We start from the raw sequence: 23,856 nt of genomic DNA, 5'->3' as shown, positions 1-23,856 counted from the left end.
TTGATGCAGTTTCTATTGTCTGCCCGAAGCCGTTCACTCCCCACTAACCCACGGGCAGTAGCAACCAACCGCCAACGTATGAGTCGCATTGACCGGGCGATCATCACTCAACGCTTGCAGGATCGGTTCGATAAAACTGTTGCTGGAGTTGCACGTCAGGCCTTCGCTGTACGGGCCGAAGTACGCCAGTCTGCCGCTGCGGTCCCAGATCGCCACGGCCGGGCTCGCGGGAATCTGTTCGGAGCCGGGCAGCACCGCGATGGTTTTAAGATTGCTCAGGGTGGCGGGCAACTGGCCGTGGCTGCCGGCCTTCTGCACCGCAAAGAATTCCACGCCCCTGGGGCCGAACTGTTCGACCATCTCGGTCAGGTGCTGTTGGTTGCCGACGTTGCATGGGCAGGCGGGATCCCAGAAGTGCACCAGACGGATATTGCCGGGGCCGGCGAGGTCGTCGGGCAAGCGCAGCGGGTCACCGGAAAATACCGCAGTGTGTTCGCTGAACGCCCGCAGGTAGCGGCCCTGAAACCAGTCGTATGCGGCCCACAGCACGCCGGCACACACGATGGCGAGCAGGCTGGCAAACAGTGCGGTGCGGTAGGGCGAACGCATGGTTTTGATTCCTCGAAGGCCGGCTAGCTTGCCATGCTTGCCGCGACAGATGAATATCGCAGGCCGATAAAGTCCGTTTACCGTTCTGGAATTGCCCATGTCTGTTGCTTTCGATCCCGATCATCTGCGTGCGAGCCTCAAGCCTCTGGCCGAGTGGCAGCCGTTGTCCGAGGAGGCGAAGGCGTATCAGCGGTTCTACAAGACAGACTTCCCCGAGCGTGATGTCTGGCGTGGCATGGGCCGGTTCGACATCGATGGCTATCAACTGGTCAGCCATTGCTGGTGGCCGGCGGAAACGGCCAGGGCCACGCTGTTTCTGGTGCACGGTTTTTATGATCACACTGGTCTTTACCGGCATGTGATCGAGTGGGCACTGGATCAGGGCTTCGCCGTGATTGCCTGTGATCTGCCGGGGCATGGTCTGTCCAGCGGCGAGCGGGCGAGCATCCGTGACTTCTCGGAATATCAGGATGCGCTGCAAGGCCTGTTCGCCGAAGCGCGCTCGATTGCCCTGCCGCAGCCGTGGCACCTGTGCGGGCAAAGCACCGGCGGGGCGATCATTGTCGATCACGTGCTCAATCATGGTGAAAACAGCCCGGCGCAGGGGCAGTTGATTCTGCTGGCGCCGCTGGTGCGTCCGCGTGCCTGGGGCTGGTCGCAGTTCAGTTATTACCTGCTCAGGCCTTTTGTCAGGGGTATCGCCCGGCGTTTCAGCGAGAACTCCAATGACCCGGATTTCCTGCCGTTTCTGCAGGCCGATCCGTTGCAGCCAAAACGCTTGCCGACCGCATGGGTCGGGGCGTTGTCACGCTGGATCAACCGGGTTGAATACGCGAAGAAAAGTCCGCGCCGGCCGCTGATTGTTCAAGGCCAGGCGGACATGACCGTGGACTGGCAGCACAACCTGCAGGTGTTGAAGTGGAAGTTCGACCGGCCACAGATTCTGTTGCTGGCCGAGGCGCGGCATCACCTGGCCAATGAGACGGCGGAAATGCGCGAGGAGTATTTCGAGTTCTTGCGCAAGCGGATCAATGGGCGGAATCACTCGTGATCCTGAGTGCCCTTTCGCGAGCAAGCCCGCTCCCACATTTAACCGTGCTTATCCAGCATCAACTCGGTCGAATGTGGGAGCGGGCTTGCTCGCGAAGGCGGTCTGTCAGGTCGTAAAGATCACTGGGTGAGATTCGAGGTGCTCTGGCCGACGGCCAGCCCGGCGCGGATCGCGGCCAGCGCGGCCTGATAGTAAGCCTTGCCTTCGGTGGATTCGGCAAAGGTCGCGAACTCTTCCAGCTCTTCATCCGACAGGTCGCGATAGACGTAGAGCAGCGTGTTGTTCAGGTCGGCGCCGATCTGATCCATCAGGCGCTGGCGTTGACCGTTCAACATGCCCTGGGCCTGACCGCCGCCGAGCAGGCCGGGGATCATCGAGCTCAGGCTGTCCGCCGCCACGCCGGCAATCGCCAGGCTGACTTCGGCACCGGCTTCACGGGCGGGCAGGGCCTGGGCGAGGTGGCCGATGATCAGCAAGCGGCTGTCGCTGGCCGGCATCTTCGGCAGGCCCTTGGCGTTCTTTGCCAATTGATCGCGACGGGTCGCCAGCAGTTCGGCGGCGACGATCTTCTTGCCCAGCGGTGACTGAAAGAACGAGAGGGCCGGTTTCGGATCGGCGAGGTTCTTGCGCAGTTGCGCTTCGGCGCGTTGATCCACGGCCTGGGGGGCGAAGCGCTGGTTGCTGTTGTTCACCAGCGCCTGAAACACCGCCGGCGGCAGGCTGTTCTGGTAACGCTGCTGCGCGGCACTCAGGGCGTCGTTGAAATGCGCGCGTTGTTCTGGCCAGCCGGCGACCTTGTACAACTGGTCGTGGCCGTCCGCCCAGGCGGGCAAAACGCAGAACATCAACAGTGAAAAAAGCAAACGGCGCATAAGGACTCCTGTCGGCAGCCGACTATTCTCCGTGCGGTGCCAGTACTTGTCGAGAATTCGTATCAAGCCGCCGCGTGGCTCTGTCGGATTTCTTGCCGCAGGCATACTATGCGCGCCATGCAAATATCCTCTGATCACCCGCTGCTGTTACGTATCGTCGACGACCTGGCCGAGCGCGGCTGGTCGCAGCAGAACATTTTCCTGCCTGCGGATTTGACCCGCGCACTGGCGGCCGAGTGCCGCAAACGTGACGCCGAAGGTGAACTGGCGCCGGCGGGGGTCGGACGTGGCCCGTTTTCGGAGATCCGCGAGGGGATTCGTGGCGACCATATCCAATGGATCGACCCCGGTCAGGCCGAGGCCAGTGACCGTTACCTGAACCTGATGGACAGCTTGCGTGAAGCGCTCAACCGGGGCCTGTTCCTCGGGCTTGAAGACTTCGAGTGCCACTTCGCCCTGTACCCGCCGGGTGCTTTCTATCGCAAGCATGTCGACCGTTTCCGCGACGATGACCGGCGCATGGTCTCGGCGGTGATCTACCTCAATGACGGCTGGCTGCCGGAGGATGGCGGGCAACTGCGCATGTACCTGGAGCATGATCGCGTTCATGACGTGCAGCCTACGGGCGGTTGTCTGGTGGTGTTTCTCTCCGGCGAAGTCCCTCACGAAGTATTGCCAGCCAGCCGCGAGCGGCTGTCGCTGACAGGCTGGTTCCGCCGCCGTGGCAACGAGCCGTTCTGAGATGCACAGGATTCTTGTGAGTCGCTGCCTGCTGGGCCATCGCGTGCGTTATGACGGCGGGGCCAGCGGGCCGTTCGATTTGCTGGAACAATGGATTGCCGAAGGGCGCGTAGTGCCGCTGTGTCCGGAAGTCGCCGGTGGTTTGCCGACGCCACGCGCGGCGGCGGAGATTCCGGGCGGGCAGGGCCGCGAAGTGCTGGACGGACTCGCTTCGGTGATCACTACCGAGGGCGAAGACGTCAGTGCGCAGTTTCTGGATGGCGCGCGGCAGGCGCTGGCGCTGGTGCAGAAGCACGGGATTCGGGTGGCGGTGCTCAAGGCCAACAGTCCTTCGTGCGGGAATCTGTTGACCTATGACGGGACGTTCAGTGGGGTGAAGGTGAGTGGCGAGGGGGTGACCGCTGCGTTGCTGAAGCGCCATGGGGTGCAGGTCTTCAGCGAACTCGAACTGCCGCAAGCCGCACAGGCCCTCAGCTTGCTCGACTAGTCACGTTCACTTCAGTTTTCCGTAGCCTGCACACTCAACCACTTCTGCCTCAACGCCTCCAACCGCCCATCCGCCCTGATCCGCTGCAAGGCATTCTCCAGGCTCGCGTGAAACGCCGGGTTGCCCTTCTGAAACGGAATCGCCAGATCTACTGGCGGCCCAACCTTCGGCTTTTCCTCAGTCAACGTCTGCACCAGCACCAACGGCCGGGGCTGCTCGTCCTTTTTCGCCAACAACTGCGCATTGACCTGCGTGTAAGGCTCGCTCACGTCGAAACGATCCTTGAGTTCCGGGGTCAGTGCTATGTGGTTGAGCGCGACGTCGTACTTGCCGCTTTCGACGCCCTGGAGCAGATCGGCTTCGTCGGTGACGATGAAGTCGGCGCGCACATCCAGCTCGTTGGCCAGCAGTTGCCCAAGCTCGACCTCGAACCCCGTGAGCGTGTCGCCGTCCTTGAAATTGAAGGGCGGTGTATTAGCCTCAAGGGCTATGCGCAACTCGCCACGGTCGTAGACGTCATCAATCAGTTCGGCGTGAGCCAGAGGGCTCAGAAGGGGAAGCAGGCAGATCAGGCCAGGCAGAAAACGCATGGTCACTCCTTTGAAATCGATATCGGCCTGTTTTCCAGGCTCGCTTTGCTATGGTTGTCGAGTGCCTTCGACAACGAATGGTCATGAAGTTGTCATGACCGTGCGGATTTTACGGAAAAACTGGAGAAGAAAATGAAAAGCTTTATGTCACGTGCAGCGTTGGCCGGTGTGCTGATGGGTGTTTCGGTACTGGCCAGTGCGGCCACACCGGCACCGAAAGGCGCCGAAGTGTTCATCGTTTCTCCCGAGGACGGAGCCACGGTTCCGCAGACCTTCACGGTCAAGTTCGGTGTAAAGGACATCGCGCTGGCACCGGCCGGTGACGTCACCAAGAACACCGGTCATCACCATCTGCTGATCGATGCCAAGGAAATCGTTCCGGCCGGCTCCGTCGTGCCGACCGACGCCAACCACATGCACTTCGGCAAGGCGCAGACCCAGGCCGACATCAAACTCGCGCCGGGCAAGCACACCCTGCAGCTGGAGCTGGGTGACAGCGGCCACATGGCGTTCGATCCGCCGATCGTGTCGAAAAAGATCACCGTCAACGTCGAATGACGTTGTCGCGAGCATGAAAAAGGGAGCCCGAAGGCTCCCTTTTTTGTCGCTCAACGCTTGATCAGAACAACACACGGCTACGGATGGTGCCGTTGATGTGCTGCAGCTTCTCTTGCGCCAGGTCCGAGTACTCGGCGTCGACGTCGATCACCACGTAGCCGACCTTCTCGTTGGTCTGCAGGAACTGACCGGAGATGTTGATGCCGTTTTCGGCGAAGACCTTGTTGATCTCGCTCATCACACCCGGGATGTTCTCGTGGATGTGCAGCAGGCGGTGCTTGCCAGGGTGAGCCGGCAGGGCCACTTCCGGGAAGTTCACGGACGATACCGAAGTACCGTTGTCGCTGTACTTGACCAGTTTTTCTGCCACTTCCAGACCGATGTTGGCCTGCGCTTCAGCGGTGGAACCGCCGATGTGCGGGGTCAGGATCACGTTGTCCAGGCCACGCAGCGGGCTTTCGAACTCTTCGTCGTTGGAACGCGGCTCGACCGGGAACACGTCGATGGCGGCGCCGATCAGGTGCTTGTCCTTGATCGCAGCGGCCAGGTGATCCAGCTCGACCACGGTGCCGCGTGCAGCGTTGATCAGGATGCCGCCCTTCTTGATGGCGCGGATTTCCTTCTCGCCGATCATCCACTGGGTCGCAGCGGTTTCCGGAACGTGCAGGGTGACGATGTCGGACATGCCCAGCAGCTCGTGCAGGTTGCCGACCTGGGTCGCGTTGCCCAGTGGCAGCTTGGTCACGGTGTCGTAGAAGAACACCTGCATGCCCAGACCTTCAGCCAGGACCGACAGCTGAGTACCGATCGAGCCGTAGCCGACGATGCCCAGTTTCTTGCCACGGATCTCGAAGGAGTTGGCTGCGGACTTGATCCAGCCGCCACGGTGGCAGGAAGCGTTTTTCTCAGGGATGCCGCGCAGCAGCAGGATCGCTTCGGCCAGCACCAGCTCGGCAACGGAGCGGGTGTTGGAGTACGGCGCGTTGAACACGGCGATGCCGCGCTCGCGGGCCGCTTCCAGGTCAACCTGGTTGGTGCCGATGCAGAAACAGCCGACCGCGACCAGTTTCTTCGCGTGATCGAAGATCTCTTCGGTCAGTTGGGTGCGCGAACGAATGCCGATGAAGTGAGCGTCAGCGATCTTTTCCTTGAGCTGGGCTTCCGGCAGGGAGCCTGTCAGGTATTCGATGCTGGTGTAGCCCGCCGCCTTGAGGACGTCGACAGCCGATTGGTGGACGCCTTCGAGAAGAAGGAACTTGATCTTGCTCTTATCGAGAGAAGTCTTGCTCATCTGCGTAAACCTGTATCCCGGAGAAAAATGGCAGGAAATGGTCAACAGACATTGACCTGGACGACAAGAAAGCCGTCACCGCAGAACCGGCCTTGGGCACTGGCCTGCGGGGTCGGTATGCTAGCATAGCCACCCCGCTAAACACTCATTCCTGCGACGTGAAGCGTTCTCAGGATGACCATGAATTGTTCGAGAGTTCCGTCGATGACCAATCCTGCCCTGATTGATGAACTGAAGACCCTGGTCGAGCCTGGCAAAGTCCTGACCGATGCCGACTCCTTGAACGCTTACGGCAAGGACTGGACCAAACACTTCGCCCCGGCGCCCAGCGCCATCGTGTTTCCCAAGACCATCGAGCAGGTGCAGGCCGTCGTCCGCTGGGCCAACGAACACAAAGTGGCGCTGGTGCCGTCGGGCGGGCGCACGGGGCTCTCCGCCGCAGCCGTGGCGGCCAATGGCGAAGTGGTCGTGTCGTTCGACTACATGAATCAGATTCTCGACATCAACCTGACCGACCGCACCGCCGTCTGTCAGCCGGGCGTGGTCACCGAGCAATTGCAGAACGCCGCGGAAGAACATGATTTGTACTACCCGGTGGACTTCGCGTCGGCCGGTTCCAGCCAGATTGGCGGCAATATCGGCACCAATGCCGGCGGGATCAAGGTCATTCGCTACGGCATGACCCGCAACTGGGTGGCGGGCATGAAAGTCGTGACCGGCAAGGGCGATGTGCTGGAGCTGAACAAGGATCTGATCAAGAACGCCACCGGTTATGACCTGCGGCAGCTGTTCATCGGCGCCGAAGGTACTCTCGGTTTTGTGGTCGAGGCCACCATGCGCCTGGATCGTTCGCCGAAAAACCTGACCGCGATGGTCCTCGGCACCACCGATTTCGATTCGATTATGCCGGTGCTGCACGCCTTCCAGGGCCGGCTCGACCTGACCGCGTTCGAATTCTTCTCTGACAAGGCCCTGGCCAAGGTCATGGGCCGTGGCGATGTCCCGGCGCCGTTCGAAACCGCTTGCCCGTTCTATGCGTTGCTGGAATTCGAGGCGACCACCGAAGAAGTGGCCAACACCGCCCTGGAAACATTCGAGCATTGCGTGGAGCAGGGCTGGGTGCTGGACGGCGTGATGAGCCAAAGCGAAACCCAGTTGCAGAACCTGTGGAAGCTGCGCGAGTACATCTCCGAAACCATCTCCCACTGGACCCCGTACAAGAACGACATCTCGGTCACCGTCTCGAAAGTCCCGGCGTTCCTGCAGGAAATCGACGCGATCGTCGGCGAACACTATCCGGATTTCGAAATCGTCTGGTTCGGTCACATCGGCGACGGCAACCTGCACCTGAACATCCTCAAACCGGACAACCTGAGCAAGGACGAGTTTTTCGCCAAGTGCGCCACCGTCAACAAGTGGGTGTTCGAAACCGTCGAGAAGTACAACGGTTCGATTTCTGCCGAACACGGGGTGGGCATGACCAAGCGCGATTACTTGACCTACAGCCGCTCGCCGGTGGAAATCGAATACATGAAAGCGGTCAAGGCGGTGTTCGACCCTAACGGCATCATGAACCCGGGCAAGATTTTCGCGGTTTGATTGGCAATCCCTGATGAATCAATGAAGGCAGGAGTCGGTAATGAGCTATCAGCACCAGTATGTCGACGGTACGCGGATTCATTTTCCGCTGGGGAAAGTGGTGTGCATCGGCCGTAACTACGCCGAACACGCCAAGGAACTGGACAACCCGGTGCCTACCGAGCCGTTGCTGTTCATCAAGCCGGGCAGTTGCGTGGTGCCGCTGGAAGGCGGTTTCAGCATTCCGACCGAGCGTGGCTCGGTGCATTACGAGGCGGAAATCGCCGTGTTGATCGGCAAACCGCTGTCGACCAAACCGAGCCGTGAAGAAGTGCTGGACGCGATCTCCGGTTTCGCCCCGGCGCTGGACCTGACCCTGCGCGACAAGCAGGCCGAGCTCAAATCCAAGGGCCTGCCGTGGGAAATCGCCAAGTCGTTCGACGGCGCGGCGGTGATTGCACCGTTCGTGGTCGGCAGCACTTTCGCCGACCTGACCGACATCGGCATTCGCCTGACCATCAATGGCGAAGTGCGCCAGGACGGTAACAGCAGCGCCATGCTCAACCCGATCGTGCCGATGATCCAGCACATGGCCGGCTGCTTCTCGCTGCAGGCCGGTGACGTGATCCTGACCGGCACGCCAGTGGGCGTCGGCCCGCTGAACGTTGGCGATGAGATCGTGCTGGAACTGCCGGGCGCCAGTCGTTTCACCAGCAGCGTTCGCTGATCCGTACATCGCGTTGCCGAGCGGGAGATGGCAGGTTTGAGCTCAGCCCTCAGTCTGCAATCTCCCGTTTTCGTTTTGTGATGCGGCCTGCAAAGACGCAGGGCATTCCGGCCATTTGCCGTTTTTTTCACATTCTGTCCGGATAATTCCGGTCATTCTGGCGTCTGAGCCGGCCTCTTTGTGCTATTACCCGTAGCCTGAATTTTCGGAACGCGTCCTTTGATGTCATCTCAAACTCAGCTCAAACCCGCCCGCCGTTCACGCTTCGCCCTGCGCTGGTATTCCTGGCTATTGCTGGCAGCCGCCGCTGCGTACGGGCTGGCGTTTGCCATGCATTGGGATGACCGTGGCCTGTTGTGGGTGCTGGAACGCTTCGAAAGCACGTCCGAGAAACAGGAAAGCGTCTGGCTCCCGGACTACCGGGTGGTCATCGACGCCAAGCTGCTGCCGGGGATGGAAAAGGACGAAGCTTCGGACCTGTCCTATAACCCCCAGACCAAAACCCTGTTTTCGGTGATGGGCAAGAATCCGTTTCTGGTCGAGCTGACCCTGCAGGGCGACGTGTTGCGCAAGATGCCCCTGGTGGGCTGGAGCAATCCGGAAGGCCTGACGGTGATGGAAAACGGCTTGATGGCGATTGTCGATGAGCGCGAGCACCTGCTCTCCATCGTCAAGGTCGATGCCCAGACTCGCGAACTGAAGCGTGACGATTTCCCGAAATACGACCTGGGCCCGTCGAAGGACCAGAACAAGGCCTTCGAAGCCATCACCTGGGACGCCCGCAACCAGCAACTGCTGCTGGGCGAAGAGCGTCCGCCTGCGCTGTTCACCTGGAAAAGTGACGGCAGCCAGACGCTCAAGGGCGACAAGCAGAAACTCGACAGCGACGAACTCGATATTCGTAACCTGTCGGCCCTGGCGATCGATCCTCGCACCGGTCATACCCTCGTTCTGTCCGCTGATTCGCACCTGTTGCTGGAGTTGGACGAGAAGGGCGAACAAGTCAGCTTCATGACCCTGCTTGGCGGTTTCAACGGTTTGAAGAAAACCATTCCCCGCGCCGAGGGCGTGACCATGGACGAGGCGGGCTCGCTGTACATGGTCAGCGAGCCGAACCTGTTCTACCGCTTCGAAAAGCAGAAGTAATCTCTCCTACAGCGATTGCAGATCTGTGGAGTTGTGGCCTGAGGCAAGTGGCCATTAAGCTTCAGTTCAGACAGGCGTGATATTTCATCCGCCTGTTTTGACTCCGAGCCTGCCTGAATGCGTCGACTTGCCCGCCCCAAGCCTCTGTTCATCATCCTGTCGATGATTGCCCTGATCGCATTGATTGCGATCGGCCAATACATGCGCCTGTTCGAGCGTGCCTGGTTCAACCTGCATACGCTCTGGCAGCCGATGAGCAGCCAGTCCATCGGGCTGGATCAATATCGGGCAGAGATTGAAGCGAAAGTCATCGATGGGCTGAACGACGACGTGTCCGCGCTGACCTACGATCCGGTGCGCAAGAGCCTGTTCACCGTGACCAACAAGAATGCCGAACTGATCGAGCTGTCGCTGGACGGCGCGATCCTGCGTCGGGTCGCCTTGATCGGCTTCGGTGATCCGGAGGCGGTGGAGTTCATCAGCGCCGACACCTATGTGATCACCGATGAGCGCCAGCAACGGCTGATCAAGATCCATCTGGAACACGACACCACGTTCCTCGATGCAGCGGACGCCGAGCAAATGACCCTCGGTGTGCACATGAGCGGCAACAAGGGCTTTGAAGGCCTGGCTTACGACTCGGTGGGCAAGCGCCTGTTCGTGGCCAAGGAGCGGGATCCGATGCTGATCTATGAAGTGCACGGTTTTCCGCACTTCAATCCTGAGAAATCCTACGCGGTACACGTGATCAACAATCCCAAGCGCGATGCCGGGATGTTCGTGCGCGATCTGTCGAGCCTGCAATACGACGAGCGCAGCGGTCATTTACTGGCGCTGTCCGACGAGTCACGGCTGATTCTTGAACTGGATGTGGACGGGCGCCCGTTGAGCACCATGTCGTTGAGCGGTGGCCGGCAGGGCCTGAAGAAAACCGTGCCGCAGGCGGAAGGTATCGCGATGGACGACGACGGGACGTTGTATCTGGTGAGCGAACCGAACCTGTTTTATGTCTTCAGGAAGCCTGCGCAGAACTAACCAGCACCATCTAACAATGTGGGAGCTAGCAAACTGGCTCCCACAGTTTTTTCATCTGCCCACCAAAATACGGGCAGTTTCGGCTTACTCAGCCTTCAGTGTTTTCACACCTTCGGAAGTACCCAGCAACAACAAATCCGCCGGACGCGCCGCGAACAGGCCGTTGGTGACCACGCCGACGATCGCGTTGATCTGCGCTTCCAGCTCCACCGGATTGGTGATCTGCAGGTTGTGCACGTCGAGGATGATGTTGCCGTTGTCGGTCAGCACGCCTTCGCGGTAGACCGGGTCGCCGCCCAGTTTTACCAGTTGGCGGGCCACGTGGCTGCGGGCCATCGGGATCACTTCCACCGGCAGCGGGAACGCGCCCAGCACCGGCACCAGTTTGCTGGCGTCGGCGATGCAGATGAAGGTCTGGGCCACGGCCGCGACGATCTTCTCGCGGGTCAGGGCTGCGCCGCCGCCCTTGATCAGGTTCAGGTGTTCGTCGCTTTCATCGGCGCCGTCGACGTAGAACTCCAGGTTGCTCACGGTGTTCAGCTCGTACACCGGAATCCCGTGGCCCTTGAGGCGCGCGGCGGTGGCTTCGGAGCTCGCGACCGCGCCATCGAACGCGCCCTTGTGCTGGGCCAGGGCGTCGATGAAGCAGTTGGCGGTGGAGCCGGTGCCGACGCCGACGATGCTCTTGTCGTCGAGTTTCGGAAGGATGAAGTCGACGGCAGCCTGGGCCACGGCCTGTTTGAGTTGATCCTGGGTCATGCGGGCTCCGGAAGCGGGCAAGGTAAGAACGGAAAGGCCGGCATTATAGCCTCAAGCCGGGCTAAAACCTCGGGATTCGTGTGGTCGTGCGCCCGAAAGCCGGGTTAGACTCGTTGGCCCTGCCCAACCCGCTCAGTGATGCTTTCCGATGCTCGAACAGTACGTCAAGAAGATCCTCACCTCGCGCGTTTATGACGTTGCCGTAGAAACCCCGCTGCAGAACGCCCGCCAGCTCTCCGAGCGGCTGGGCAACGACATCTGGCTCAAGCGCGAAGACTTGCAGCCGGTGTTCTCGTTCAAGATTCGCGGTGCCTACAACAAGCTGACCCAGTTGAGCGACGAAGAGCGCGCTCGCGGCGTGGTCACCGCGTCGGCGGGCAACCATGCACAGGGCCTGGCCCTGGCGGCGAAAGTGTTGGGCGTGAAAGCGACCATCGTGATGCCCAAGACCACCCCGGAGATCAAGGTCGAAGGCGTGCGCTCGCGCGGTGGCAAAGTGGTGCTGCACGGCGATTCCTTCCCGGAAGCGCTGGCCTACTCGCTGAAGCTGGTCGACGAAAAAGGCTACGTCTACATCCACCCGTACGACGATCCGCACACCATTGCCGGGCAGGGCACCGTGGCGATGGAAATTCTGCGCCAGCACCCGCAGCCGCTGGATGCGATTTTCGTTCCGGTGGGCGGCGGCGGTCTGATCGCCGGCATCGCGGCCTACGTGAAATACCTGCGTCCGGACATCAAGGTCATCGGCGTCGAGCCCGACGACTCCAACTGCCTGCAAGCGGCGATGGCGGCAGGCGAACGCGTGGTGCTGCCGACTGTAGGCATCTTCGCCGACGGCGTGGCGGTGGCGCAGATCGGCCAGCACACCTTCGATATCTGCAAGGATTACGTCGACGAGGTGATCACCGTCAGCACCGACGAGATCTGCGCGGCGATCAAGGACATCTACGACGACACCCGTTCGATCACCGAACCGGCCGGCGCCCTGGGCGTGGCCGGGATCAAGAAGTATGTCGAGCAGCGCGGCGTCAGCGGCCAGACCTTTGTGGCCATCGACTCCGGGGCCAACGTCAACTTCGACCGCTTGCGCCACGTCGCCGAGCGCGCCGAACTGGGTGAAGGCCGCGAAGCGATCATCGCCGTGACCATCCCCGAGAAGGCCGGCAGCTTCAAGGCCTTCTGCGAGGCCATCGGCAAGCGCCAGATCACCGAATTCAACTACCGCTATAACAATGGCAGCGAAGCGCACATCTTCGTCGGCGTACAGACTCACCCGGACAACGACCCGCGCAGTGCACTGCTGGCGAGCCTGACCGAGCAGGGTTTCCCGGTACTCGACCTGACCGACAACGAACTGGCCAAACTGCACATCCGTCACATGGTCGGCGGTCGCGCCGCGCACGTGGTCGATGAAGTGGTGCTGCGCTTCGAGTTCCCGGAGCGTCCGGGCGCGCTGTTCAACTTCCTCAACAAGCTCGGCGGTCGCTGGAACATCTCGATGTTCCACTACCGCAACCACGGTGCAGCGGACGGCCGCGTGGTGGCGGGCCTGCAAGTGCCCCACGACGAACGTCATCTGGTGCCCGCAGCCCTTGAGGAAATCGGCTACCCGTACTGGGACGAAAGCGACAACCCGGCCTATCAGCTGTTTCTTGGCTGAACGGCTACGCTGATGGGTATGGCCCAAGGAAAGAGAAATACATGGAAACCCTGACCACCCTGAAAGTCCTTCACGTCGCGGCGACCGTGGTAATCCTGGCGAGCGGGCTCGGGCTCGCCGCTGCTTCCTGGCGTAATCGCAGCGAAGGGCCGGCCAGCACGATGCAGCGACCCTGGTTGTTCGTCTGGTGCTTGATGCTGATCGGCGTGCTCAGCATGCCTTTCACCGGCTGGTGGCTGGTGCACCTGGTTGGCTGGCCACTGGGGCAGTTCTGGATTCTGGGGTCCAGCGTGATCTATGCCGTGGCCACCTTTAGTGCGGTCTGGCTGCTTGTTCGGCTTAATCGGCTGTGGACAAGCGGGGTCGGCAACCGGAAATTCAATCTGGCGCTGGCGGTTGTCAGCGGCGTCGGATTTCTGGCCATTGCGGCGTTGATGGGGGCCAAGCCGGTTTGAGGCTTGGCACCGTGTCGACCCGTTCGCGAGCAGGCTCGCTCCCACATTGATCTGATGCGTTCACAAATCCCTTGTGGGAGCTGCGGTGCGACGATTCGACTTGCCTGCGATGCGATATCAGCCGCGCAGACTGATGACGGGCCAGCCGCGCTTCTCGGCTTCGGCCCGCAGGTTCGGATCCGGGTCGACTGCCACCGGATTCGCCACCTGCTCCAGCAGCGGCAAGTCGTTCATCGAGTCGCTGTAGAAGTAGCTGCCTTCCAGCGAATATCCGGTTTCTTCCAGCCAGCGGTTCAGGCGCGTCACCTTGCCTTCGCGGAAGCACGGCACGTCGGTGCTGCGTCCGGTGTAGCGACCGTCCTGCATCTCGCACTCGGTGGCGATCAGGGTTTCGACGCCCAGGCGCACGGCGATCGGCGCGGTGACGAAGCGGTTGGTGGCGGTGATGATCACCAGTTTGTCGCCGGCATCGCGGTGCTTTTTCAGCAGATCGAGCGCCTTGGGCAGGACGATCGGCTCGATGCAGTCGCGCATGTAATCGCTGTGCCACTGCTCAAGCACGGCCATCTCGGTGCGGCCGAGGATTTCCAGGCAGAAGTTCAGGTAAGCGGCGTTATCCAGTTTGCCGGCCAGGTAATCCTGATAGAACTCATCGTTGCGCGCTTTGTAGGCGATCGGGTCGAGGAAGCCGCGTTCGCACAGATAATCGCCCCAGGCGTGATCGCTGTCGCCGCCCAGAAGGGTGTTGTCCAAATCGAATAAAGCCAGGCGCATTGCAGTTACCCGCTGAAAAGTCAGTAAAAAGGCCACAAGAATACGGTCTTTTCACAAGAGTGCACATAAGCTCGGAACCTTCGTTGCCGCCTTCACAACCTTTGTGGAACAATGCGGCGACATGCGTTTGCGAGGTTGTTGCCGTGATCGACCCCGATGGTTTCCGCCCTAATGTCGGGATCATTCTGACGAATGACGCCGGCCAGGTGCTATGGGCTCGCCGTATCAATCAGGATGCCTGGCAGTTTCCGCAAGGGGGAATCAACCCCGAGGAGACGCCCGAAGACGCCTTGTACCGCGAGCTGAACGAAGAAGTTGGCCTGGAACGCGAAGATGTTGAAATTCTCGCCTGTACCCGGGGCTGGTTGCGCTATCGTTTGCCGCAACGTCTGGTGCGAACCCACAGCCAACCGCTGTGCATCGGCCAGAAACAGAAATGGTTTCTCCTGCGCCTGATCTCCAACGAGCAGCGGGTGCGGATGGATTTGACCGGTAAACCGGAGTTCGATGGCTGGCGCTGGGTCAGTTATTGGTATCCGTTGGGCCAGGTGGTGACATTCAAGCGCGAAGTGTATCGCCGCGCTCTCAAAGAGCTTGCCCCGCGCCTTTTAGCGCGCGACTGACGACGGAGTTCGACCCCGAGCCATGCTCAATACGCTGCGCAAGATCGTCCAGGAAGTTAACTCCGCCAAGGATCTCAAGGCGGCGTTGGGGATTATTGTGTTGCGCGTCAAAGAGGCCATGGGCAGCCAGGTCTGCTCGGTCTACCTGCTTGATCCAGAGACCAACCGCTTCGTGCTGATGGCCACCGAGGGCTTGAACAAGCGCTCGATCGGCAAGGTCAGCATGGCACCCAACGAAGGTCTGGTCGGCCTGGTCGGCACGCGTGAAGAACCCCTGAACCTCGAAAACGCCGCGGATCACCCGCGCTACCGCTACTTCGCCGAGACCGGCGAGGAGCGCTACGCCTCGTTCCTCGGGGCGCCGATCATTCACCACCGCCGCGTCGTCGGCGTGTTGGTCATCCAGCAGAAAGAACGCCGCCAGTTCGATGAGGGTGAAGAAGCCTTCCTCGTGACCATGAGCGCGCAGCTCGCGGGCGTAATCGCCCACGCCGAGGCCACCGGCTCGATCCGTGGCCTAGGCCGTCAGGGCAAGGGCATCCAGGAAGCCAAGTTCGTCGGCGTGCCGGGTTCGCCGGGCGCGGCGGTCGGTACCGCGGTGGTCATGCTGCCACCGGCGGATCTGGACGTGGTGCCGGACAAGACCATCACCGACATCGACGCTGAACTGGCGCTGTTCAAGACCGCCATCGAAGGCGTGCGCGCCGACATGCGTGCGTTGTCGGCCAAACTGGCGACCCAGCTGCGGCCGGAAGAGCGCGCGCTGTTCGACGTCTACCTGATGATGCTCGACGATGCCTCGCTGGGCAGCGAAATCACCAACGTGATCAAGACCGGTCAATGGGCCCAAGGCGCGCTGCGCCAGGTCGTGACCGACCACGTCAACCGTTTCGATCTGATGGACGACGAGTACCTGCGGGAGCGGGCGTCGGACGTCAAGGACCTCGGCCGCCGGCTGCTCGCCTATTTGCAGGAGGAGCGTCAGCAGAATCTGGTCTACCCGGAAAAAACCATTCTGGTCAGCGAAGAACTGACGCCGGCGATGCTCGGCGAGGTGCCGGAAGGCACACTGGTCGGTCTGGTGTCGGTACTCGGTTCGGGCAACTCCCACGTCGCGATCCTTGCCCGGGCCATGGGCATCCCGACAGTAATGGGTCTGGTCGATCTGCCGTACGCCAAGGTCGACGGCATCGAAATGATCGTCGACGGCACACGGGGCGAGGTCTACACCAACCCCAGCGAAGTGCTGCGCAAGCAGTTCACCGAGGTGGTGGAGGAAGAGAAGCAACTGGCGCTGGGGCTCGATACCCTGCGCGACCTGCCGTGTGTGACCCTGGACGGTCACCGCATGCCACTGTGGGTCAACACCGGCCTGCTGGCGGACGTGGCGCGAGCGCAGAAGCGCGGCGCCGAAGGTGTCGGTCTGTACCGCACCGAAGTGCCGTTCATGATCAACCAGCGCTTCCCGAGCGAGAAGGAACAACTGGCGATCTACCGCGAGCAGCTTGCCGCGTTCCATCCGCAACCGGTGACCATGCGCAGCCTGGACATCGGCGGCGACAAGTCGCTGTCGTACTTCCCGATCAAGGAAGACAACCCGTTCCTCGGCTGGCGCGGGATCCGCGTCACCCTCGACCACCCGGAAATCTTCCTGGTGCAGACCCGCGCGATGCTCAAGGCCAGCGAAGGCCTGAACAACCTGCGGATCCTGCTGCCGATGATCTCCGGCATCCACGAGCTCGAAGAGGCGCTGCACCTGATCCACCGGGCGTGGGGTGAAGTGCGCGACGAAGGCACCGACGTGCCGATGCCGCCGGTGGGCGTGATGATCGAAATTCCTGCGGCGGTTTACCAGACCAAAGAGCTGGCGCGGATGGTGGACTTCCTGTCGGTCGGCTCCAACGACCTGACCCAATACCTGCTGGCGGTGGACCGCAACAACCCGCGGGTGGCCGATCTCTACGACTACCTGCACCCGGCGGTGCTGCAAGCCCTGCAAACCGTGGTGCGCGACGCCCATGCCGAAGGCAAACCGGTGAGCATCTGCGGCGAGATGGCCGGTGATCCGGCGGCGGCGGTGCTGTTGATGGCAATGGGTTTCGACAGCCTGTCGATGAACGCCACCAACCTGCCGAAGGTGAAGTGGATGCTGCGCCAGATCAACCTAAGCAAGGCCAAGGATCTGCTGGCGGAACTGATGACCATCGACAACCCGCAGGTGATCCACAGCTCGCTGCAACTGGCGCTGAAGAACCTCGGGTTGGCGAAGATGGTCAATCCGGCGGCGGTCAAGCCTCTCTAGACCGAGTCGCGCCTATCGCGAGCAGGCTCGCTCCCACAAGGAAATGCATTCCAAGGTGGGAGCGAGCCTGCTCGCGATGGCGTCAGTTCAGGCGCCGCTAAATCAGAATTTCCACTTCCCCCAGATGCCCGCCATACGGCCCGAAACTGCGCTCCACCATCCGCCGCGTCCCGTCCGCCTGCACGATCAACGCCGTACTTGCGCGCGTCCCGTAGCTCTGGCTGGCAATAAACACACTCGACAACAACGACTCGGTCGCCAACCCCACGCCGGTATCTGGCAGATCAGCAAACGGCGCCGTTTGCGCATCCCCCAACAATGCCAACAATCGCTCGGGCTGCGGATCATCCAGCACGGCACTCAATGCCGCCTTGGCCCTGAGCAGTTTCGGCCACGGCGTATCCAGCCCGGCGTTGGACAGACCATAGACGCCAGGCTGCAACATCACCGGTTCCGAAGACCGCGCATTGAAGTGCCACAGCTCGTTGGCATTGCCCAGCAGCAGGTTGAAGCCGGCATAGTCCGGCGAACGGGCGACAACGTCGGACAAATAGTCATCGATCGACAGGTTTCCGGTCAGAAACCCCGCCACCAGCTCGCCCCGAGAACGTCGTGCCGGCGGCTGATGCGGATCGCGAATGTTGGTCAGCGCTGCGAAGCGACCGTTGGCGCCCAGGCCGAGCCAGGTTCCCCCAGCCTCGAGATCGCGACCGGCGTGAACCTGCGGCGACTCGGGCCACTGGGCCAGCGGCAGGCTGGGCCGGGCGTAAAATTCGTCACGGTTGGCCGCGACGATCAGCGGCTGGGCATGCCCCGGCCGCCAGGCGAAAACGATCAGGCACATAAGGTGGTCCTTGTGTGTTTTTTGCCCACTCTACGCAGACATCGTCCGTGCATCCATCGCCAGTGGAGCCGAAGGGTATCCATCCGTTACCATGCCGCTCCGGTTTTGGGGACGCGCCTTGGGAGGCAGCCATGGAATTTCTGCTCTATCTGGCGCTGGGCGCCTGTGCGGGCGTACTGGCCGGGCTGTTCGGGGTGGGCGGCGGGATCATCATCGTCCCGGTGCTGGTGTTCAGTTTCACCTTGCAGGGCTTCGATCCGTCGATCCTGACCCATCTGGCGGTCGGCACGTCCCTGGCGACGATCATCTTCACCTCGGTCAACGCCGTGCGTGAGCATCACCGGCGCGGTGCGGTGCGCTGGCCGATCTTCCGCTGGATGACCGTCGGCATTCTGCTCGGCGCCGGTTTCGGTGCATTGACCGCCGAAGCGATCTCCGGCCCGAACCTGCAAAAGATCATCGGTGTGTTCGCCCTGATAATCGCCGCGCAGCTGGCGCTGGACGTCAAACCCAAGGCCAGCCGAACGGTGCCGGGCAAACTCGGTCTGACCGTGGCCGGCAGTGTGATCGGCTGGGCGTCGGCGATTTTCGGGATTGGCGGCGGCTCGCTGACCGTGCCATTCCTGACATGGCGCAGCGTGCCGATGCAGCAGGCGGTGGCGACCTCGTCGGCCTGTGGCCTGCCGATCGCCGTCGCCAGTGCCATAAGTTTCATGATTCTGGGCTGGCATGATCCGTTGCTGCCGGCCCATAGTCTCGGTTTTGTGTATTTGCCGGCGCTTTTGGGCATTGCCCTGACCAGCATGGTGTTCGCCCGTCTCGGCGCGCGGCTGGCGCACAGGTTGTCGCCGAAGTTGCTGAAACGGCTGTTCGCGGCTTTGCTGTTTTGCGTGGGCCTGAGCTTTCTGTTCTGAGCCGTGTGTTTTGGCAGGTCGCAATCCTGGCTTAATCCTGAGGTGACAGCGTCGCCCGGGAATTTTTGAAGATTTGAATGCTAACGAGGAGTCGCAATGCTGCCTTACCCGCAGATCGATCCGGTGGCTTTGGCCATCGGTCCGCTGAAAATCCACTGGTACGGCCTGATGTACCTGGTCGGCATCGGCGGCGCGTGGCTGCTGGCATCGCGCCGGCTCAACCGTTTCGACCCGACCTGGAACAAGGAAAAGCTGTCCGACCTGGTGTTCTGGCTGTCGATGGGGGTGATTGTCGGCGGGCGCCTGGGCTATGTGCTGTTCTACGACCTGAGCGCTTACCTGGCCAACCCGACGCTGATTTTCGAAGTGTGGAAGGGCGGCATGTCGTTCCACGGCGGTTTCATCGGCGTGATGCTGGCCGCATTGTGGTTCGGCAAGCGTAACGGCAAGTCGTTCTTCCAACTGATGGACTTCGTCGCGCCGATGGTGCCGATCGGCCTGGGCGCCGGGCGTATCGGCAACTTCATCAACGCCGAGCTGTGGGGCAAGGCCACCGACGTGCCGTGGGCCATGGTGTTCCCGCCGTTCAGCGACCCGGCGCAACTGCCGCGTCACCCGTCGCAGCTGTATCAGTTCGCACTGGAAGGCGTGGCGCTGTTCCTGATCCTCTGGCTGTTTTCGCGTAAACCGCGACCAACCATGGCGGTCTCGGGCATGTTCGCGCTGTTCTATGGCATCTTCCGTTTCATCGTCGAATTCGTCCGCGTGCCGGACGCGCAACTGGGCTATCTGGCCTGGAACTGGCTGACCATGGGTCAGGTACTCTGCGTACCGATGATCATCGGCGGGCTGTTCCTGATCTGGCTGGCCTACCACCGCGCCCCGGCGGCGCCGGTTGCACCGACAGCTTAAATATTCGAACCCCGGCGACGTTTGCCGGGGCTCAAGGACACAGGTAACTCATGAAGCAATATCTCGATCTGGTGTCGCACGTCATCAACAACGGCACCAAACAGGCCAACCGTACCGGCGTGAACACCATCAGCTTTCCGGGCGCCATGCTGCGCTTCGATCTGCAGGAAGGTTTCCCGGCGATCACCACCCGCAAGATGGCCTTCAAATCGGCCATCGGCGAGATGTGCGGCTTTCTGCGTGGTGTGAACAACGCTGCGGAATTCCGTGCGCTGGGCTGCAAGGTCTGGGATCAGAACGCCAACGAAAACGCTCAGTGGCTGGCCAACCCGTTCCGTCAGGGCGAAGACGACCTCGGCGAAATCTACGGCGTGCAATGGCGCAAATGGCCGGCGTACAAGCAGATACCGCTGAGCAACGCCGCCGCCATCGAACAGACCCTGAGCAACGGCTACAAGCAGATTGCCCAGGGTGAAGAAGACGGCCAGGCCTACGTGGTGCTTTACAAGGCCATCGATCAGGTGCGCCAGTGCGTCGACACGATCATCAAGGACCCGGGCAGCCGCCGTATCCTGTTCCACGGCTGGAACTGCGCCCAGCTCGATGAAATGGCCTTGCCACCATGTCATCTGCTGTACCAGTTCCACCCGAATGTCGAGACCAAAGAGATCTCGCTGACCCTCTACATTCGCTCCAACGATTTGGGCCTGGGCACACCGTTCAACCTCACCGAAGGTGCCGCGCTGCTGAGCCTGATCGGTCGCCTGACCGGCTACACCCCGCGCTGGTTCACCTATTTCATTGGTGACGCCCACGTCTACGAAAACCACCTGGACATGCTCAACGAACAGCTCAAGCGCGAGCCGTTCGCCATGCCGAAACTGAAGATTTCGGATCGCGTGCCGGAGTTTGCCAAGACCGGTGTGTACCAGCCGGAGTGGCTGGAGCTGGTAGAGCCGAGCGACTTCTCGCTGGAAGGCTACGAGCACCATGCGCCGATGACTGCGCCGATGGCGGTCTGAAGCACGAGTGACAAATACTGAGGGAGCCAAATGGCTCCCTCAGTTGTTTCTGGCGTTCTTAATGACCGTGACTGCGACCCACATGCGAATGCTCAACCTCCGCCGCCACAACCCCGCCACTCACCTCCAGCCGCTGCAGGATACCGCACTGATCCGCCTCCGGCCCTTCGCCACAGCGCTGGCGCAGGTCGAGCAATTGCGTCTGCAATGCCAGTAACCCATCGATCCGCGCCTTGACGTGCTGGATGTGCTCGTCGATCAGCGCATTCACGCTTTCGCACTGATCCTGCGGACTGTCGCGCAAGGCGAGCAGGCTGCGGATTTCTTCGAGGGTCATGTCGAGGGTGCGGCAGTTGCGGATGAAGGTCAGGCGCTCGGCGTGGGCCTGGGTGTAGACGCGGTAGTTGCCGTCGCTGCGGGCCGGTTCCGGCAGCAGGTTTTCACGCTCGTAGTAGCGGATGGTTTCCACGGCGCAATCGGTCTGTTTCGCCAGTTCTCCGATCTTCATGGCGGCAATCTCCAAAAGGGTGCTTGACCCTATAGTGGCTACAGGGTCTTTACTTGGCAACAGGCACCTTCATGGACGCGACCAATGAGCGATTCCCTGCACACCCACAAGCCCGGCGACGGGCACGATCACAGTCACAAACTGCAGCCTGTGCATAAACATGCCCACGGCGGCGATTCCTGCTGCGGATCGAAAGTTGTTACGCCTGCGCCGGCTCATTCGAGTGAAGATTCCTGCTGCTCGACGAAAGCCGCCGCGCCTGCACTGGTGCAACTGAGCGAGGCAAAAAGTGCCGACGCCCGGCTGAGCAGCTTTCGCATCGAGGCGATGGACTGCCCGACCGAACAAACCCTGATCCAGAACAAGCTCGGCAAACTGGCCGGGATCCAGCAGCTGGAATTCAACCTGATCAACCGCGTGCTCGGCGTGACCCACAATCTGCCGGACACCGCGCCGATCATCGACGCGATCAAATCCCTGGGCATGCAGGCCGAGCCACTGGAGGCGGGCGTTGAAACGCCAACGCCAGCGCCGGTGAAAAAACACTGGTGGCCACTGGCGCTGTCCGGCGTCGGTGCGCTGGCCGCCGAAGTGATCCACTTCACCAGCGCCGCGCCGACCTGGGTGGTGGCGATCATCGCGCTGATCTCGATCCTCAGCGGCGGCCTCACCACCTACAAGAAGGGCTGGATCGCCCTGAAGAACCGCAACCTCAACATCAACGCCCTGATGAGCATCGCCGTGACCGGCGCCGTGTTGATCGGCCAATGGCCGGAAGCGGCGATGGTGATGTTCCTGTTCACCGTGGCCGAGCTGATCGAAGCGCGCTCGCTGGATCGCGCGCGCAACGCCATCAGCGGCCTGATGCAGATGACGCCGGAGCAAGCCACTGTGTTGCAGGCGGACGGCAACTGGGTCGAACTGGATGTCAAAAGCATCGATCTCGGCGCCCGCGTGCGGGTGAAACCCGGCGAGCGCATCGCGCTGGACGGTGAAGTCGTGAGTGGCAGTTCGACCATCGATCAGGCGCCCATTACTGGAGAAAGCCTGCCGGTGGAAAAAAACGTCGGCGACAAAGTCTTTGCGGGCACCATCAACCAGGCCGGTTCGCTGGAATACGCAGTGACAGCCGCAGCCAACAATTCCACCCTGGCGCGGATCATCCACGCCGTGGAACAGGCGCAAGGCGCGCGGGCGCCGACCCAGCGCTTCGTCGATCAATTCTCGAAAATCTACACACCGGTGGTCTTCGTTCTGGCGCTGGCCGTGGCGATCATCCCGCCGCTGTTCATGGGCGCCGCGTGGTTCGACTGGATCTACCGCGCGCTGGTGCTGCTGGTGGTCGCTTGCCCGTGTGCGCTGGTGATTTCCACCCCGGTGACCATCGTCAGTGGCCTCGCCGCAGCGGCGCGCAAAGGCATTCTGGTCAAGGGCGGCGTGTACCTGGAGGGCGGTTTCAAGCTTGACTATCTGGCCCTCGACAAGACCGGCACCCTCACCCACGGCAAACCGGTGCAGACCGATTACCTGTCCCTCGACCCGACTGCCGACGCCACGGCCCCGGCGATCGCCGCCGCGCTGGCCGGTCGCTCCGATCACCCGGTATCGCTGGCCATCGCCAATGCGGCTGTGGATAAAGGTTTGGCGGTTCTGGCTGTGGATAACTTCGAAGCGCTGGCCGGCCGTGGGGTAAAAGGCGAGGTCAACGGTCAGGTCTACCATTTGGGCAACCACCGTCTGGTCGAAGAGCTAAGCCTGTGCTCGCCGCAACTGGAAGAAAAACTGTTCGCGCTGGAGAAACAGGGCAAGTCCGTGGTGCTGCTGCTCGACCGCTCCGGCCCGCTGGCGCTGTTCGCCGTGGCGGATACGGTCAAGGAAACCAGCCGCGAGGCGATCCGCCAACTGCACGAACTGGGCGTGAAAACCCTGATGCTCACCGGCGACAACGTCCACACCGCCCAGGCGATTGCGGCGCAGGTCGGGATCGGTCAAGCCAAGGGCGACTTGCTGCCCACCGATAAACTGCAAGCCATCGAAGACCTGTACGCGCAGGGCCATCGGGTCGGCATGGTCGGCGACGGTATCAACGACGCGCCTGCACTGGCGCGGGCGGAGATCGGTTTTGCGATGGCGGCGGCAGGCACCGACACGGCGATCGAAACCGCCGATGTCGCCCTGATGGACGATGATCTGCGCAAGATTCCGGCGCTCATCAGCCTGTCGCGCCATACCGCCGCTATCCTCAAACAGAACATCGCGCTGGCGCTGGTGATCAAAGCGATCTTTCTTGGGGTAACCTTCGCCGGATTCGCCACCATGTGGATGGCGGTGTTTGCCGACATGGGCGTGAGCCTGCTGGTGGTGTTCAACGGTTTGCGCCTGTTGCGCAAATAGA

At 61.5% G+C, this 23,856-nt stretch carries 24 protein-coding genes; 16 read left to right on the top strand and 8 right to left on the bottom strand.

All coding sequences use genetic code 11. The features are described from left to right. Nucleotides 1-33: 33 nt before the first annotated feature. Nucleotides 34-609, bottom strand: a complete 576-nt coding sequence (locus K3819_RS27725; RefSeq protein WP_085612018.1) for a DUF6436 domain-containing protein — start codon at nucleotides 607-609, stop codon at nucleotides 34-36. Nucleotides 610-706: 97 nt separating this feature from the next. Between K3819_RS27725 and K3819_RS27720 the strand changes: the two genes are divergently transcribed. After that, nucleotides 707-1,660 carry an alpha/beta hydrolase gene (locus K3819_RS27720; RefSeq protein WP_221398295.1) on the top strand — a complete coding sequence of 318 codons (954 nt, stop codon included), beginning with the start codon at nucleotides 707-709 and terminating at the stop codon, nucleotides 1,658-1,660. 119 nt (nucleotides 1,661-1,779) lie between these two features. On the opposite strand, the gene K3819_RS27715 is transcribed toward K3819_RS27720, so the two are convergent. Beyond that, nucleotides 1,780-2,532, bottom strand: a complete 753-nt coding sequence (locus K3819_RS27715; protein ID WP_085612016.1) for a DUF2059 domain-containing protein — start codon at nucleotides 2,530-2,532, stop codon at nucleotides 1,780-1,782. Between the two features lie 108 nt (nucleotides 2,533-2,640). Between K3819_RS27715 and K3819_RS27710 the strand changes: the two genes are divergently transcribed. After that, complete coding sequence (locus K3819_RS27710; protein WP_085612015.1) at nucleotides 2,641-3,273, top strand: 2OG-Fe(II) oxygenase; 633 nt, start codon at nucleotides 2,641-2,643, stop codon at nucleotides 3,271-3,273. A 1-nt stretch (nucleotide 3,274) separates the two neighbouring features. After that, nucleotides 3,275-3,760 carry a DUF523 domain-containing protein gene (locus K3819_RS27705; RefSeq protein WP_221398294.1) on the top strand — a complete coding sequence of 162 codons (486 nt, stop codon included), beginning with the start codon at nucleotides 3,275-3,277 and terminating at the stop codon, nucleotides 3,758-3,760. An 11-nt stretch (nucleotides 3,761-3,771) separates the two neighbouring features. Here K3819_RS27705 and K3819_RS27700 read toward each other — a convergent pair whose 3' ends face one another. Beyond that, complete coding sequence (locus tag K3819_RS27700) at nucleotides 3,772-4,350, bottom strand: transporter substrate-binding domain-containing protein (protein ID WP_221398293.1); 579 nt, start codon at nucleotides 4,348-4,350, stop codon at nucleotides 3,772-3,774. A 132-nt stretch (nucleotides 4,351-4,482) separates the two neighbouring features. On the opposite strand from K3819_RS27700, the gene K3819_RS27695 reads away from it, so the two are divergent. Then, nucleotides 4,483-4,908, top strand: a complete 426-nt coding sequence (locus tag K3819_RS27695; RefSeq protein WP_007953489.1) for a DUF4399 domain-containing protein — start codon at nucleotides 4,483-4,485, stop codon at nucleotides 4,906-4,908. A 61-nt stretch (nucleotides 4,909-4,969) separates the two neighbouring features. On the opposite strand, the gene serA is transcribed toward K3819_RS27695, so the two are convergent. Further along, nucleotides 4,970-6,199, bottom strand: a complete 1,230-nt coding sequence (gene serA / locus K3819_RS27690) for a phosphoglycerate dehydrogenase (protein ID WP_085612011.1) — start codon at nucleotides 6,197-6,199, stop codon at nucleotides 4,970-4,972. 204 nt (nucleotides 6,200-6,403) lie between these two features. On the opposite strand from serA, the gene K3819_RS27685 reads away from it, so the two are divergent. The 4 genes from K3819_RS27685 (at nucleotide 6,404) to K3819_RS27670 (ending at nucleotide 10,685) form a co-directional block, all read left to right on the top strand. Continuing rightward, nucleotides 6,404-7,798 (top strand): FAD-binding oxidoreductase, encoded by a 1,395-nt coding sequence (locus tag K3819_RS27685; protein ID WP_064600200.1) that lies wholly within the window; start codon nucleotides 6,404-6,406, stop codon nucleotides 7,796-7,798. Between the two features lie 40 nt (nucleotides 7,799-7,838). Continuing rightward, nucleotides 7,839-8,504: a fumarylacetoacetate hydrolase family protein gene (locus tag K3819_RS27680; protein WP_007953483.1), complete on the top strand. Its 666-nt coding sequence runs from the start codon at nucleotides 7,839-7,841 to the stop codon at nucleotides 8,502-8,504. 222 nt (nucleotides 8,505-8,726) lie between these two features. Continuing rightward, the gene (locus K3819_RS27675) at nucleotides 8,727-9,650 is read left to right on the top strand and encodes an SdiA-regulated domain-containing protein (protein WP_011336428.1); all 924 of its coding nucleotides are present in this window, start codon (nucleotides 8,727-8,729) and stop codon (nucleotides 9,648-9,650) included. A gap of 117 nt (nucleotides 9,651-9,767) precedes the next feature. After that, nucleotides 9,768-10,685, top strand: coding sequence for an SdiA-regulated domain-containing protein (locus tag K3819_RS27670; RefSeq protein ID WP_011336427.1), 918 nt, complete (start codon nucleotides 9,768-9,770; stop codon nucleotides 10,683-10,685). An 84-nt stretch (nucleotides 10,686-10,769) separates the two neighbouring features. Here the strand turns inward: K3819_RS27670 and rpiA are convergent, their stop codons facing one another. Next, entirely contained in the window at nucleotides 10,770-11,444 is a 675-nt protein-coding gene (gene rpiA, locus K3819_RS27665; protein WP_007953476.1) for a ribose-5-phosphate isomerase RpiA, read from the bottom strand. A gap of 148 nt (nucleotides 11,445-11,592) precedes the next feature. Here rpiA and ilvA point away from each other — a divergent pair, with 148 nt between their 5' ends. Together ilvA and K3819_RS27655 are read left to right on the top strand one after the other, a co-directional pair. Next, a complete protein-coding gene (gene ilvA, locus K3819_RS27660) occupies nucleotides 11,593-13,107 on the top strand; it encodes a threonine ammonia-lyase, biosynthetic (protein ID WP_011336426.1) in 1,515 nt (504 codons plus the stop codon). A 41-nt stretch (nucleotides 13,108-13,148) separates the two neighbouring features. Beyond that, nucleotides 13,149-13,562 (top strand): DUF2269 family protein, encoded by a 414-nt coding sequence (locus K3819_RS27655; RefSeq protein ID WP_085612009.1) that lies wholly within the window; start codon nucleotides 13,149-13,151, stop codon nucleotides 13,560-13,562. A 117-nt stretch (nucleotides 13,563-13,679) separates the two neighbouring features. Here K3819_RS27655 and K3819_RS27650 read toward each other — a convergent pair whose 3' ends face one another. Beyond that, nucleotides 13,680-14,336 (bottom strand): HAD family phosphatase, encoded by a 657-nt coding sequence (locus K3819_RS27650; RefSeq protein WP_085612008.1) that lies wholly within the window; start codon nucleotides 14,334-14,336, stop codon nucleotides 13,680-13,682. Between the two features lie 143 nt (nucleotides 14,337-14,479). Between K3819_RS27650 and K3819_RS27645 the strand changes: the two genes are divergently transcribed. After that, the gene (locus tag K3819_RS27645) at nucleotides 14,480-14,959 is read left to right on the top strand and encodes an RNA pyrophosphohydrolase (RefSeq protein WP_003229203.1); all 480 of its coding nucleotides are present in this window, start codon (nucleotides 14,480-14,482) and stop codon (nucleotides 14,957-14,959) included. A 22-nt stretch (nucleotides 14,960-14,981) separates the two neighbouring features. Continuing rightward, nucleotides 14,982-17,261, top strand: a complete 2,280-nt coding sequence (gene ptsP / locus K3819_RS27640) for a phosphoenolpyruvate--protein phosphotransferase (protein ID WP_064600191.1) — start codon at nucleotides 14,982-14,984, stop codon at nucleotides 17,259-17,261. A gap of 97 nt (nucleotides 17,262-17,358) precedes the next feature. Here ptsP and K3819_RS27635 read toward each other — a convergent pair whose 3' ends face one another. Beyond that, nucleotides 17,359-18,105 (bottom strand): NRDE family protein, encoded by a 747-nt coding sequence (locus K3819_RS27635; RefSeq protein ID WP_221398292.1) that lies wholly within the window; start codon nucleotides 18,103-18,105, stop codon nucleotides 17,359-17,361. A gap of 131 nt (nucleotides 18,106-18,236) precedes the next feature. Between K3819_RS27635 and K3819_RS27630 the strand changes: the two genes are divergently transcribed. The 3 genes from K3819_RS27630 to K3819_RS27620 all read left to right on the top strand — a co-directional run bounded on the left by K3819_RS27630 (nucleotide 18,237) and on the right by K3819_RS27620 (nucleotide 20,953). Beyond that, a complete protein-coding gene (locus K3819_RS27630) occupies nucleotides 18,237-19,019 on the top strand; it encodes a sulfite exporter TauE/SafE family protein (protein WP_085612006.1) in 783 nt (260 codons plus the stop codon). A gap of 96 nt (nucleotides 19,020-19,115) precedes the next feature. Next, nucleotides 19,116-19,931, top strand: coding sequence for a prolipoprotein diacylglyceryl transferase (gene lgt / locus K3819_RS27625; protein ID WP_221398291.1), 816 nt, complete (start codon nucleotides 19,116-19,118; stop codon nucleotides 19,929-19,931). Between the two features lie 50 nt (nucleotides 19,932-19,981). Further along, nucleotides 19,982-20,953 carry a thymidylate synthase gene (locus K3819_RS27620; protein WP_064600185.1) on the top strand — a complete coding sequence of 324 codons (972 nt, stop codon included), beginning with the start codon at nucleotides 19,982-19,984 and terminating at the stop codon, nucleotides 20,951-20,953. Nucleotides 20,954-21,011: 58 nt separating this feature from the next. Here the strand turns inward: K3819_RS27620 and cadR are convergent, their stop codons facing one another. Further along, nucleotides 21,012-21,461, bottom strand: a complete 450-nt coding sequence (cadR, locus tag K3819_RS27615) for a Cd(II)/Pb(II)-responsive transcriptional regulator (protein WP_007953454.1) — start codon at nucleotides 21,459-21,461, stop codon at nucleotides 21,012-21,014. Nucleotides 21,462-21,545: 84 nt separating this feature from the next. Between cadR and K3819_RS27610 the strand changes: the two genes are divergently transcribed. Then, on the top strand, nucleotides 21,546-23,855 hold the full coding sequence (locus K3819_RS27610; protein ID WP_221398290.1) for a heavy metal translocating P-type ATPase: 2,310 nt from the start codon (nucleotides 21,546-21,548) through the stop codon (nucleotides 23,853-23,855). The last annotated feature ends 1 nt before the right edge of the window (nucleotide 23,856 follow it).

Origin of the sequence: Pseudomonas sp. 3-2, from assembly GCF_019710535.1 — a bacterium.
Taxonomy (GTDB): Bacteria; Pseudomonadota; Gammaproteobacteria; order Pseudomonadales; family Pseudomonadaceae; genus Aquipseudomonas; species Aquipseudomonas pharyngis.
Note: the sequence above shows the minus strand (reverse complement) of the source record. Positions and strands in the feature narration are given on the sequence as shown.